The sequence below is a fragment of the Pseudomonas sp. S2_C11 genome (genome assembly GCF_054668395.1).
The window spans coordinates 5,709,663-5,721,985 of record NZ_CP162765.1; the positions used below are offsets into that span (position 1 = coordinate 5,709,663).

At 62.5% G+C, this 12,323-nt stretch carries 13 protein-coding genes and 1 other RNA gene; 6 read left to right on the top strand and 8 right to left on the bottom strand.

The window, feature by feature from the left end:
• Positions 1-13: 13 nt before the first annotated feature.
• The 4 genes from AB4N48_RS25670 to AB4N48_RS25685 form a co-directional block, all read right to left on the bottom strand.
• Complete coding sequence (locus tag AB4N48_RS25670; RefSeq protein ID WP_095181272.1) at positions 14-1,132, bottom strand: ABC transporter permease; 1,119 nt, start codon at positions 1,130-1,132, stop codon at positions 14-16.
• Positions 1,132-3,855 carry a ribosome-associated ATPase/putative transporter RbbA gene (rbbA, locus tag AB4N48_RS25675; RefSeq protein WP_460094510.1) on the bottom strand — a complete coding sequence of 908 codons (2,724 nt, stop codon included), beginning with the start codon at positions 3,853-3,855 and terminating at the stop codon, positions 1,132-1,134. The genes AB4N48_RS25670 and rbbA overlap by 1 nt, the downstream gene beginning before the upstream one ends.
• Positions 3,852-4,817, bottom strand: coding sequence for an HlyD family secretion protein (locus AB4N48_RS25680; protein WP_305381729.1), 966 nt, complete (start codon positions 4,815-4,817; stop codon positions 3,852-3,854). The genes rbbA and AB4N48_RS25680 overlap by 4 nt, the downstream gene beginning before the upstream one ends.
• A gap of 123 nt (positions 4,818-4,940) precedes the next feature.
• Positions 4,941-5,390, bottom strand: a complete 450-nt coding sequence (locus AB4N48_RS25685; RefSeq protein WP_095181275.1) for an EVE domain-containing protein — start codon at positions 5,388-5,390, stop codon at positions 4,941-4,943.
• Positions 5,391-5,587: 197 nt separating this feature from the next.
• Here AB4N48_RS25685 and AB4N48_RS25690 point away from each other — a divergent pair, with 197 nt between their 5' ends.
• On the top strand, positions 5,588-5,743 hold the full coding sequence (locus AB4N48_RS25690) for a hypothetical protein (protein WP_024014743.1): 156 nt from the start codon (positions 5,588-5,590) through the stop codon (positions 5,741-5,743).
• A 35-nt stretch (positions 5,744-5,778) separates the two neighbouring features.
• On the opposite strand, the gene AB4N48_RS25695 is transcribed toward AB4N48_RS25690, so the two are convergent.
• The 4 genes from AB4N48_RS25695 to AB4N48_RS25710 form a co-directional block, all read right to left on the bottom strand.
• Entirely contained in the window at positions 5,779-6,384 is a 606-nt protein-coding gene (locus tag AB4N48_RS25695) for a 5-formyltetrahydrofolate cyclo-ligase (RefSeq protein WP_252882847.1), read from the bottom strand.
• A gap of 80 nt (positions 6,385-6,464) precedes the next feature.
• A non-coding RNA gene (gene ssrS, locus AB4N48_RS25700) (6S RNA) lies at positions 6,465-6,643 on the bottom strand.
• 30 nt (positions 6,644-6,673) lie between these two features.
• Entirely contained in the window at positions 6,674-6,991 is a 318-nt protein-coding gene (locus AB4N48_RS25705) for a cell division protein ZapA (protein ID WP_016772632.1), read from the bottom strand.
• On the bottom strand, positions 6,988-7,197 hold the full coding sequence (locus AB4N48_RS25710; protein WP_007911197.1) for a TIGR02449 family protein: 210 nt from the start codon (positions 7,195-7,197) through the stop codon (positions 6,988-6,990). The genes AB4N48_RS25705 and AB4N48_RS25710 overlap by 4 nt, the downstream gene beginning before the upstream one ends.
• Before the next feature lie 125 nt (positions 7,198-7,322).
• Here AB4N48_RS25710 and AB4N48_RS25715 point away from each other — a divergent pair, with 125 nt between their 5' ends.
• The 5 genes from AB4N48_RS25715 to AB4N48_RS25735 are packed head-to-tail and all read left to right on the top strand — an operon-like array spanning position 7,323 to position 12,134.
• On the top strand, positions 7,323-7,883 hold the full coding sequence (locus AB4N48_RS25715) for a YecA/YgfB family protein (RefSeq protein WP_041476897.1): 561 nt from the start codon (positions 7,323-7,325) through the stop codon (positions 7,881-7,883).
• A 27-nt stretch (positions 7,884-7,910) separates the two neighbouring features.
• Positions 7,911-9,245, top strand: a complete 1,335-nt coding sequence (gene pepP / locus AB4N48_RS25720; RefSeq protein WP_256807823.1) for a Xaa-Pro aminopeptidase — start codon at positions 7,911-7,913, stop codon at positions 9,243-9,245.
• A complete protein-coding gene (gene ubiH, locus AB4N48_RS25725) occupies positions 9,242-10,429 on the top strand; it encodes a 2-octaprenyl-6-methoxyphenyl hydroxylase (protein ID WP_095181278.1) in 1,188 nt (395 codons plus the stop codon). Before pepP ends, ubiH begins: the two co-directional genes overlap by 4 nt.
• Positions 10,422-10,907, top strand: a complete 486-nt coding sequence (locus AB4N48_RS25730; protein ID WP_460094512.1) for a DUF4442 domain-containing protein — start codon at positions 10,422-10,424, stop codon at positions 10,905-10,907. Before ubiH ends, AB4N48_RS25730 begins: the two co-directional genes overlap by 8 nt.
• A gap of 9 nt (positions 10,908-10,916) precedes the next feature.
• Entirely contained in the window at positions 10,917-12,134 is a 1,218-nt protein-coding gene (locus AB4N48_RS25735; RefSeq protein WP_460095578.1) for a 2-octaprenyl-3-methyl-6-methoxy-1,4-benzoquinol hydroxylase, read from the top strand.
• Positions 12,135-12,323: the final 189 nt, after the last annotated feature.

A 12,323-nucleotide genomic window follows, 5' to 3' on the forward strand; every position in this document is an offset into this window, starting at 1 on the left:
TGGCTGCTGCTCTTCAGGACGCCAGGCTTTTGCGAAAGCGTGCCAAGGCGATGGCGAAGAACAGCAGACCGATGGCAGTCAGCGCCAGCAACTCCGGCCAGACCACGCTCAGCCCGGCGTCGCGAAACAGAATCGCGGCGCTGAGGCTGACAAAATGCGTGGACGGTGAGCCCTGCATGACCCACTGCAGCCAGTGCGGCATGCTGTCCAGTGGCGTGCTGCCGCCCGACAGCAGCAGCATCGGGATGATCACCGGAATCGCCAGCAAGCCGAACTGCGGCGTCGAGCGCGCGAGTGTCGCCAGAAAGATGCCCAGCGCGGTACTGGCAAACAGATAAACCGCAGTCACCAGCAAAAACAGGCTCATTGAGCCGGAAAGCGGCACGCCGAGTGCGCCTTTGACCACCACCTCCACGGACAGCCAGGTGCACAGCACCACCACCAGCAGGTTGCTCCAGATTTTCGCCAGCATGATTTCCAGCGCCGTCAGCGGCAGCACCAGCAAATGGTCGAGCGTGCCGTGCTCGCGTTCGCGCAGCAGCGCGGTGCCCGTGAGGATGATCGCCAGAATGGTGATGTTGTTGACGATCTGGATCACCGCCAGAAACCAGCCACCCTCCAGGTTGGTATTGAATAGCGCGCGGGTGGTCAGCGAAATCGGCGTCTTGCTCGCGGCATCGCTCTGACCGCCGTAGGCCTGCAGTTCACGCTGGAAGATCCGGCCGATGTAACCGGCGCCCATGAACGCCTGGCTCATCGCGGTGGCATCGACGTTGACCTGAATGGCCGGTCGCCGCGCCGCGAGCAGGTTGGTTTGAAACCCCGCCGGAATGTTGATCACGAAGGTGTACTGGCCGCTGTCCATCACCTGATCCAGTTGCGGGTAAGGCAGTAGCACCGGCGTCTGGAACTCCGGCGGTTGCAGGGCCTGGGCCAACTGGCGCGAGAGGGCGCTGCGGTCTTCGTCGACGATCGCCACGCTGGCGTTGTGCACGCCGATTACCGAACCGGCGGCGGGCATGTAGATCGCCACGGTGAAGGCGTAGAACAGGAACAGCAACAACACGCTGTCGTGGCGCAGGCTGGTCAGTTCCTTGAGTCCCAAGCGCAGGATGTGCGCGAACTTGTGCATCAGGCCTCCTGCTTTTTCAGCATGATCAGGCTCAACCCTGTGAACCCGACGAAGAAGCCGAACAGGGCCAGGCATTGTGGCCACAGCTGCCGCAAGTCCAGCGCCTTGGTGAACGTCCCCACGGCAATATCGAGAAAATGTCCTGCCGGAAACAGCATGCCCATCACCGCAGCCGCACCTTGCAGCGAAGAGCGCGGCACGATCAGCCCGGAGAACTGGATGGTCGGCAGGCTGGTGATGATCATGGTGCCGAGGATCGCGGCGATCTGTGTGCGGGTGAAGGCCGAGATCAGCAGACCCATGCTGGTGGTCGCCAGCACGTAGAGCAGGCCGCCAAACGCCAGTGTCAGCAGGCTGCCCTTGAACGGCACGCCAAACAGCCAGCGGTTCATCGCCACCAGCAGCGCGAGATTGACCAGACTGACCAGCAGGTATGGCGCCTGTTTGCCCAGCAGAAACTCCAGGCGGGTCAGGGGCGTGGCGTAGAAGTTGGTGATCGAGCCCAGTTCTTTCTCGCGCACGATGCCGAGTGCGGTGAGCATCGCTGGAATGAACGCCAGTATCAGCGCCATGACGCCGGGGCCGATAGCGTTGACGCTGACCACATCCTGGTTGTAGCGAAAGCGCGTTTCCAGGCTGGCGCCCGCCTGATGGTTGATGGCGAGACTGCTCTGTTCGGCCAACTGTTGCAGGTTGGCCAAGTGCACCGCTTCGACATAATTGCGGCTGGTCTCGGCGCGAAACGGCATGCCGCCATCCAGCCATGCCGCCACCGCGGGCTGGCGTCCGGCGTACAGGTCACGGCCGAAACCGGGGGGGATTTCCAGCGCAAGTTTGATCTCCGAGCGTTGCAGGCGTCGGTGCAATTCCTGTGCATCATGGATGGCTGGCCGTTCATCGAAGTAACGCGAGCCGCGAAAGGCCTCCAGATAGGTTCGGCTCTGCGGTGTCTGGTCCTGGTCGTACACGGCAAACGCGAGGTTTTCCACGTCCAGGGAAATCCCGTAGCCGAAAATCACCATCATGAAAATTGCCCCCGCCAGGGCGAATGCCATGCGCACCTTGTCACGCAGCAGCTCCTTGCCTTCGCGACTGGCCACTGCCAGCAGGCGACCGAGGCTGAAACCGCGCTGCTGGAGCGGCGGCGTGGCGGTCGTTGGCGCGGTCGGCGATTCACTGGCAGGCGGCGACTGCGCAGTGCCCTGAGCCTGTTCCAGGCACGTCACGAAAGCGGCTTCCAGCGTTTCTCCAGCGAACTGACGTTGCAGCGCTGCCGGGGTGTCGCACGCCAGCACTTGGCCGGCGTGCATCAGCGAAATGCGGTCGCAGCGCTGGGCTTCGTTCATGAAGTGGGTGGAGAGAAAAATCGTCACGCCTTGCTCGCGAGACAGTTCGATCAACAGTCGCCAGAAGTCATCGCGGGCGGCCGGGTCGACACCGGACGTCGGCTCATCAAGGATCAGCACTTCCGGACGATGCAACACCGCAACCGCCAGCGACAGGCGTTGACGCAGCCCCAGAGGCAGGGCGCCGGACGGCTGATCGGCGACGCTGAGCAGGTTGAAGCGTTGAATGAGGGCATCGATGCGTGGCGCACTCTCGGCTTTGGGCAAGTCGAACAGCCGGGTGTGCAGATCAAGGTTCTGTCGCACACTGAGTTCGCCATACAGCGAAAAGCTCTGGGACATGAAACCGACCCGTTTGCGTGTGGCCAGATCCTTGGCATTTACCGGGTTGCCGAGCAGTGTCGCGCGGCCTTCGCTGGCAGGCATCAGCCCGGTCAGGACTTTCATCGTGGTGGTCTTGCCGCAGCCGTTGGAGCCGAGAAAACCGAAAATTTCGCCGCGACCGATGGCGAAGTTGACGTGATCGACCGCAGTGAAGTCGCCGAAACGCAGTGTCAGGTCGTGGGCCTCGATGGCGGTGTCGCTGCTGCCACTGCTACGTGGCGGAATCACCAGCGGCCTGACGTCATGCTGGCTGTCACCCTGGAAATGGGTGAAGGCCTCATCGAGTTTGCCACTGGGGGTGACGGCCGCCAGTTCACGGCTCAGACCGGTGGCAATCAATTTGCCGTTGTCGAGCATCAGGCAATGCTCGAACTGTTCGGCTTCTTCCATGTACGCGGTGGCGACCAGCAGGGTCAGTTGCGGGCGCTGGCGCCGCACGTCGTCGATCAGCTCCCAGAAACGCCGTCGTGAGAGCGGGTCGACGCCGGTGGTTGGCTCATCGAGGATTAACAGATCCGGTTCGTGGATCAGCGCGCAGCACAGTCCGAGTTTCTGTTTCATGCCGCCGGACAACTTGCCGGCGGGGCGCTCGGCGAACTTCAGCAGGTCGGTGGCAAGCAGCAGATTGCGCATGCGTTGTTCGCTGTCGGCCTTCGACAGGCCGAACAGCGTGGCGAAGAACTGAATGTTTTCGCGGATCGACAGTTCTGGATACAGGTTGCCGCCCAATCCCTGCGGCATGAAAGCGATGCGTGCATACAGCGTGTCGCGGTGGTGGCGCTGCTGGATCGGCCCGCCAAGGACGTCCAGTTGCCCTTGCTGCAAGGCCTTCACGCCGGCGATCAGTCCCAGCAGGCTGGACTTGCCCGCGCCATCGGGGCCGATCAGACCGCAACGGGTGCCGGCTGGCAGGCTGAAGGTGATATCGCTCAGTGCTTGCTGTTTGCCGTAGCGGTGCGCGATAGCATTGGCCTGGACCGCGAGGCTGCTCATTGCAGATTGGCCGGCCAGACGATCGGCGCGGTGCGCACATACCCGGCACCGGGCATGCCGGGCTTGGCTTGCGGTACGGCGCTGGGTTGGGTCAAGCGCAGTTTGACGCGGAACACCAGTTTTTGCCGCTCGTCGCGGGTTTCGACTTCCTTGGGGGTGAACTGCGATTTGCCGGCGACAAAACTGATTTTCGCTGGCAAGGGCTTGTCGGGCAGGGCATCGAGCAGTACCCGGGCCTCATCGCCCACCGCCAGACGCCCGGCCACCGAGGCGGACAAGTAGAGATTCATGTACTGATCGTTGGGGTCAATCAACAGCAGGACGCGGCCACCGGCACCCAGCACTTCCCCGGGTTCGGCCATGCGTAACTGGATCACGCCGTCAATCGGCGCCCGCAGGCTGCTGTCGTCGATTTCGCTGGTCAGTTGAGCGACCTGCGCCTGGGCTGCGCCGATCGCTGCAGCGACCGCCGACACTTGGGCGCGGGCCGCCGTCACGGCAGCGTTGCCGGTGCCGATGCGCGACTGCAATTGATCGATGACCTGAGCGCTGACGAAACCGTGCTTGAACAGCGACTCAGAGCGCCCGAGTTCCTGTTGGGCCAGCAGTAGCTCACTCTGACGCAACTGCACGTTGGCTTGGGCGGCGTTGAGGTTTTCCCGGGCGCGCACCACCTCGGCTTCGGCCTGGTTGCGCTGGGCTTCAAGGGTGCGGGTGTCCATGCGGGCCAGCAGTTGGCCTTGAGTGACCTTGTCGCCTTCATCGACCAGCACCTCGGCGAGGCGCCCGGGGGTCTTGCTGGCGATTTGCACTTCGGTGGCCTCAAGTCGTCCGTTGCCGGCCGACAGCCCCTCGGGCAGGCGGCTGCTCATCGACTTCCAGTAACCGAAGCCGCCAGCGGCCAACAGCAAGGCTATGAGCGATCCGGCAAATAACAGTGAGGAACGGCGGTGCGTCGACATGGGGGCATCCTGCGGCTGTGGCGTCCACTCTGACGGTTCAAGCGCTGGGGGCGCTTGATGTCAATCAAATGAGCGTCAAGCCTAGACCCTTTTGTCTGCCACCACGGTGTGACCTGGCAGTTCTCAGCGCAGGCCGAGCACTGCGGCCCATTGTTCGGCGGTGACGGGCATCACTGAAAGCCGCGAGCCCTTCTGCACCAGTGGCATTTCTGCCAGCGCGGTCTGCTGTTTCAGGTAGTCGAGCTTCAAGACTCGCGCAAAGGTTTCGACGTGCGCCACGTCGATGGCGCTCCAGGCATTCTTCTGCGCGGTGGCCTTCGGATCGAAGTAATGGCTCTGCGGCTCCAGCGCCGTCGGATCGGGATACGCTGCTTCGATAATTTTGCCAATCCCGGCAATCCCCGGCTCGGGGCAGCTGGAATGGTAGAAAAAGAACTCGTCACCGACCGCCATCGCCCGCAGGAAATTGCGCGCCTGATAGTTGCGAACCCCGTCCCAGCGCGCCTTGCCGAGCTTTTCCAGACCCTTGATCGAGAGTTCGTCGGGCTCTGATTTCATCAGCCAGTAGGCCATGTCGTGTGCTCCTGAAGCGGTCATTGGGCAGGTTGTCGGGCAATTTTATGACAAACCGACAGTCGGTTGACGTCAGCGTTTGCGCACAGGTTCACGTTGCCGCAAAATGCCGGCCTTTAAAGCTTGACGCTGCTGCACGGCCTACGAACGGAAACCGCTGCTGTCATCGTGATGATGTGCCTTGAGGGGGGCAATCGATGAAACGCAAACCGGATTTGCTATGGACTTTGGTAATTTTGTTTGGCCTGGGCGTGGTAACCACCGGTTACGCGCAGAGCCTGTGGGCGAACAAGACCGACGCGCCGATTGAAGTGGCGCAACAGGTGCAACAGTCGACCGCTTTCAAACGCTGAACCTGTCTCTTCGACGCCGCTGTTCCATGCGGCGTCTACTCTGCGAAATACCACGCCTTGTCGGTGACCGTGCCTTGTAACGGCACATCCCAGCTCGCCTGCGCCAGACGTTCGACCTTCTGACACTCATGGGCCAGGCCCAGCAGCGTCGGCTTGCGCCAGTTCTTGCGCCGGGCCAGATAGGCGAGGCTGCGATCATAAAATCCGCCGCCCATGCCCAGGCGCCCGCCGACATCGTCAAACCCTACCAGCGGCAACAGCACCAGATCCAGCGCCCAGACCTTGCGTTGCCGAGCCAGATTGGCCCGGGGCTCGAGGATGCGGAAACGATTGGGGGTGAGCTTTTCGCCGGGGCGGATGCGCTGGAAGACCATTTTCGTTCGTGGCCATGCGCTGAGTACCGGCAGATAAGTTGCCTTGCCGCGACTCTGGGCTTCGCGCAGCAGCAGGCGCGGATCGATTTCACCGTCGGTGGGCAAGTACAGGGAGATATGTTTCGCCCGGCGAAAGTGCGGGTCCTGGGCCAATTGCCGGAACAGGCCTTTGGCAGCCTGGCGTTGTTCGCCCGGCGTCAGTGCGCGGCGTGCCTTGCGCAGCAGACGGCGGAGTTGCGGGCGGGGCAGCAGCGCGGGCTCGGTCATGGTTCGGCTTCGGCAGGTGGATGCAAAAACGTACGCATAAAAAATCCGATGTCGGCATACACCGACATCGGATTCGAATCAGGCTCCCCGGATGAACCGCTGTCAACTCAGCCCTTGAACCCGAAAGTTCAAGGTGGAAGAAGCAGTAGACTTTAAGGCTTTCCGTCTAGCGGACATGCACACCAGCCCAACGTGCAACTTCCAGGGTAGTGCGAATCGGCTCCGGGACATCGTCAACTGGCAAGCACCCCAGGGAGTGCCGCGAGTATACCTCAAGCTGTCAGGCGAATCAGCCCTTGGCGGTGTTCTGATCGTCGGCCAGGACCAGATCGACACGATCGAGCAAGTCGCGCACCTGTTCGCGGGTCGAACCGCTGGCCTGGATGTCCGGGCGCTCTTCTTTGTGCAACAGGTCGTGGGTGATGTTCAGCGCGGCCATCACGGCAATGCGGTCGGCACCGATGACTTTGCCGCTGCTGCGGATCTCGCGCATCTTGCCGTCCAGGTAGCGGGCGGCACTGACCAGATTGCTGCGTTCTTCCGGCGGGCAGATGATCGAATACTCTTTGTCGAGGATCTGCACGGTAACGCTATTGCTTGAACTCATGAGTCTTGCTCCAGGGCCTTGAGGCGCGAAATCATCGATTCGACCTTACGCCGGGCGATTTCGTTTTTTTCAATGAGGTGAGCGCGTTCCTCGCGCCAGGTTTTTTCCTGAGCTAGTAAGAGTGCGTTTTGACTCTTAAGTTGCTCGACTCGGCCAATCAGCAGTTCGAGTCTGGCCATCAGCGCTTGCAGGTCGGTGTCTTCCATTGGGTCCACGTGTTCGTCTGATGGGTGGTGACTGGCGGACAGCCTTTAATGGTCTTGGCGGGGCTGTCGATGTAGGATACAAGGCCTTCATTCTAGACATAGCGCCGTCTGGCGCCTAGCTGCCCATGACCATTGCGAATTCCCCGTACCAAGCCTTTGCCACCCTGCTGACTGCCAGCGGCCACAACGTCTCGCCTGCCGAACTGCACGGCGTGCTGCTCGGGCGCAGTTGCGCCGGGGCCGGCTTCGATCACGAAGGCTGGCTGATCGACGCCGCCGAACTGCTCGAAGGCGACATCCAGGACAACGTCCGCAACGCCCTGATCGGCCTGCAGGAGATGGTCAAAGGCGAGCTGACCGGCGACGACGTCACTGTCGTGCTGCTGCTGCCGACCGACGATGCACCGCTGGCCGACCGCGCTGCTGCGCTGGGCGAGTGGTGCCAGGGCTTCCTCAGCGGTTTCGGCCTGAACTGCCGCGACAGCAGCATGCTCAGCACCGAAGCCACCGAAGTGCTGCAGGATCTGGCCGCCATTTCCCAGGTGCAGGACGCGCTGGAAGAATCCGAAGACGGCGAATCCGACTACATGGAAGTCATGGAATACCTGCGCGTCGCGCCGTTGCTGCTGTTCTCGGAAACCAAGAAGTCCGATGTGCCGCCAGCGGCCAAACCTTCGCTGCATTAATCGCGTGCCAGGGAAAGCCATCTGCCCATGACCCATATCCCCAAAGCGGAATACAGCCGTCGCCGCAAGGCCCTGATGGCGCAGATGGAACCCAACAGCATCGCGATCCTGCCCGCCGCCGCGGTGGCCATCCGCAACCGCGACGTCGAGCACGTCTACCGTCAGGACAGCGACTTCCAGTACCTCAGCGGTTTTCCCGAGCCACAGGCCGTCATCGTCCTGATGCCCGGCCGCGAGCACGGCGAGTACATCCTGTTCTGCCGTGAACGCAACGCCGAACGCGAATTGTGGGATGGCCTGCGCGCCGGGCAGGAAGGCGCGATCCGCGAGTACGGCGCCGACGACGCCTTTCCGATTACCGACATCGACGACATCCTCCCGGGCCTGATCGAAGGCCGCGACCGGGTGTATTCGGCGATGGGCAGCAACCCTGAATTCGATCGGCATTTGATGGACTGGATCAACGTGATCCGCTCCAAGGCGCACCTCGGCGCGCAGCCGCCGAATGAATTCGTTGCCCTGGATCACCTCCTGCACGACATGCGCCTGTATAAATCGGCGGCAGAAGTGAAGGTGATGCGCGAAGCCGCGCGGATTTCGGCGCAGGCGCATATCCGCGCGATGCAGGCCAGTCGTCCGGGGCTGTATGAATACAGCATCGAAGCCGAACTGGATTACGAATTCCGCAAGGGCGGGGCGAAGATGCCGGCCTACGGTTCGATTGTCGCCGCCGGGCGCAACAGCTGCATCCTGCATTACCAGCAAAATGACGCGCTGCTCAAGGACGGCGATCTGGTGTTGATAGACGCTGGTTGCGAGATCGACTGCTACGCCAGCGACATCACCCGCACCTGGCCGGTCAATGGCAGGTTCTCGCCGGAGCAGAAGGCGATCTACGAGTTGGTGCTGGCTTCGCAGGAAGCGGCGTTCGCCGAGATTGCACCGAACAAGCACTGGAACCAGGCGCACGAAGCCACGGTGCGGGTGATCACCGCAGGTTTGGTCAAGCTTGGCTTGTTGCAGGGCGAGGTTGACGAGTTGATCGCCAGCGAAGCCTACAAGGCTTTTTATATGCACCGCGCCGGCCACTGGCTGGGCATGGATGTGCATGACGTTGGCGAGTACAAGGTCGGCGGCGAATGGCGTGTGCTGGAGGTCGGCATGGCGCTGACCGTGGAGCCTGGCATCTACATCGCGGCGGACAATCAGAACGTGGCGAAGAAATGGCGTGGCATTGGCGTGCGCATCGAGGATGACGTGGTCGTGACCCGATCCGGTTGTGAAATCCTCACCAGCGGCGTGCCGAAAACCGTCGCCGAGATCGAGGCGCTGATGGCACAAGCAAGGACACACGCAGCATGAGTCGAGTCAATCTGGCAATCATCGGTGGCGGTCTGGTCGGCGCCAGTCTGGCGTTGGCGTTGCAGGCCGGGGCCAAGGCGCAGGGCTGGAAAATCGTCCTGATCGAACCGTTCGCCCCCGGCGACAGCTGGCAACCGAGCTACGACGCTCGCTCCTCGGCGCTGTCCTTCGGCTCGCGGCAGATTTATCAGCGCCTGGGCGTGTGGCAGGAAATCTCCCGCCGCGCCGAGCCGATCAAACAGATTCACGTCTCTGACCGTGGCCGCTTCTCCACCGCGCGCTTGTCGGCGATGGAAGAGGGTGTGCCAGCGCTCGGTTACGTGGTGGAAAACGCCTGGCTCGGCCAGTGCCTGTGGCAGCACCTCGACAAAGACGTGATCACGTGGCGCTGCCCGGCGGAAGTCACGCGCATGGAGCCGTTGGCCGATGGCTATCGTCTGACCCTCAACGATGAAACCACGCTGGAATGCGACCTCGCGGTGCTCGCCGATGGCGGCCGCTCCGGCTTGCGCGAACAGTTGGGCATCAACGTGCGCAAGCGCCCGTACAACCAGAGCGCGCTGATTGCCAACATCACCCCGAGTGAAGCGCACAACGGCATGGCCTTCGAGCGCTTTACCGATGAGGGGCCGATGGCCCTGCTGCCGCTGCCGGATAATCGCTGCGCGCTGGTGTGGACGCGGCTGGGCATGGACGCGCAGCGTCTGACTGAATTGAGCGAGCGTGATTTTCTCAGCGAGCTGCAAGGCGTATTCGGTTACCGCCTCGGCACTTTGAAACAGGTCGGCGCACGGCATCTTTATCCGCTGTCACTGATCGAAGCTGAAGAACAGGTGCGCTCGCATCTGGCCGTGCTCGGCAACGCCGCACACAGCCTGCACCCGATCGCCGGCCAGGGCTTCAACTTGTCGCTGCGTGACGCCGACGCCTTGGCTGCCGCGCTGCTGGCCAGCGACAAGCCGCTGGGCGACTTCGCCACGTTGCAGGCCTATCGCGAACGGCAGCGCCTCGATCAGGACCTGACGGTGGGCTTCTCCGATCAGGTCACGCGTCTGTTCGGCAGCACCCAGCCGCTGGTGTCGCTGGGGCGCAACCTCGGCCTGCTCGGCCTCGACCTGCTGCCGCCAGCCAAACGCTGGTTCGCCCGGCAGGCGATGGGTCTGGGAACCCGTCCGGATGCTTGAGTGGCTGAGCAACACATTCGGCAAGGCGCGATTGATGCGTTGGGTAATGACCTGCTACCCGCCATATCTCGGCGCGGGTGTGCGGGTGCGGCACATCAGCGATGACTTTCGCGACGTCCAAGTGTCCATGGGGTTGGGCTGGTACAACCGCAACTATGTCGGCACCCAGTTTGGCGGCAGTCTGTATTCGATGGTCGACCCGTTCTTCATGTTGATGCTCATGGAAAACCTCGGCCCGAAGTACATCGTCTGGGACAAGGCCGCCGACATCGATTTCATTGCGCCGGGCAAAGGCCCGGTGTTCGCCCGGTTCAGCATCGACGAGACTCTGCTCGACGAGATCCGCCGGCAGACCGCCAACGGCGAGAAATACCTGCCGCAGTTGCAGGTCGACATTCATGACGGCGCTGGCAACCTTGTGGCGCGGGTCGGTAAAACCCTTTACGTGCGGCTCAAGCCGCAAGCGAGACAGGCCTAAAGCATGGAAATGCGCGCAGATGTGCTGATTGTCGGAGCCGGAATGGTCGGCAGCGCCCTGGCGCTGGCGTTACAGGACAGTGGGCTGGAAGTGCTGTTGCTCGACGGTAGCCCGCTGAGTGTCAAACCCTTCGATGCCGAAGCGGCGTTCGAACCGCGCGTCAGTGCATTGTCGGCGGCGAGCCAGCGCATTCTCGAGCGCCTTGGCGTCTGGGACGGCATCGTCCAGCGGCGCAGCAGCCCGTACACCGACATGCATGTGTGGGACGGCAGCGGCACCGGGCAGATTCATTTCTCGGCGAGCAGCGTGCATGCCGATGTGCTCGGCCACATCGTCGAAAACCGCGTGGTCCAGGATGCGCTGCTCGAGCGTTTGCATGACTGCGACCTGGGCATGCTCGCCAATGCGCGGCTGGAGCAGATGCGTCGCTCCGGCGATGACTGGCTGCTGACGCTGGCCGACGGCCGCACCTTGCGCGCGCCGCTGGTGATCGCGGCCGATGGCGCCAATTCTGCTGTGCGCCGTCTGACCGGCGTGGCGACTCGCGAGTGGGATTATCTGCATCACGCCATCGTCACCAGCGTGCGCTGTAGCCAGCCGCACCGCAAAACCGCCTGGCAGCGCTTTACCGATCACGGGCCATTGGCGTTTTTGCCGCTGGAGCGTGATGGTCAGCAGGACTGGTGCTCGATCGTCTGGTCGACCACACCGGCTGAAGCCGAGCGCTTGATGGCGCTCGAGGAGACTGCGTTTTGCGCTGAGCTAGAGCGAGCGTTCGAAGGGCGCCTCGGTGAAGTGATCAGCGCCGATCCGCGTCTGTGCGTGCCGCTGCGTCAGCGCCATGCCAAGCGCTACGTCGCTGAGGGCCTGGCCTTGATCGGTGATGCGGCGCACACCATTCACCCCTTGGCGGGGCAGGGTGTGAACCTTGGATTCCTCGATGCCGCCGTGCTGGCGGAAGTGCTCCTGCAAGCGCATCAGCGCGGTGAGCGACTGGCGGACGTGAAGGTGCTGAGCCGCTACGAGCGTCGGCGCATGCCGCACAATCTGGCGCTGATGGCGGCGATGGAAGGCTTCGAGCGGTTGTTCCAGGCCGACCCCCTGCCGCTGCGCTGGTTGCGCAATGCCGGATTGAAACTGGTCGAGCAGATGCCCGAAGCGAAGGCGTTGTTTGTGCGCGAGGCGCTGGGGTTGACGGGGGACCTTCCGGCCTTGGCCAAACCCTGAGATGTTCGTTGTTGCTGCTGACCTCATCGCGGGCAAGCCCGCTCCCACAGTGGTCGGTGTGAAGCATTAATGTTGGACACACCGAAAACTTTGTGGGAGCTGGCTTGCCAGCGATGGCGTCGGCAAACCCGAAACAAAAAACGCTGTGCAACATCTGGTAACGCCTTCCCCCAGTGTTCGATTGTGGTG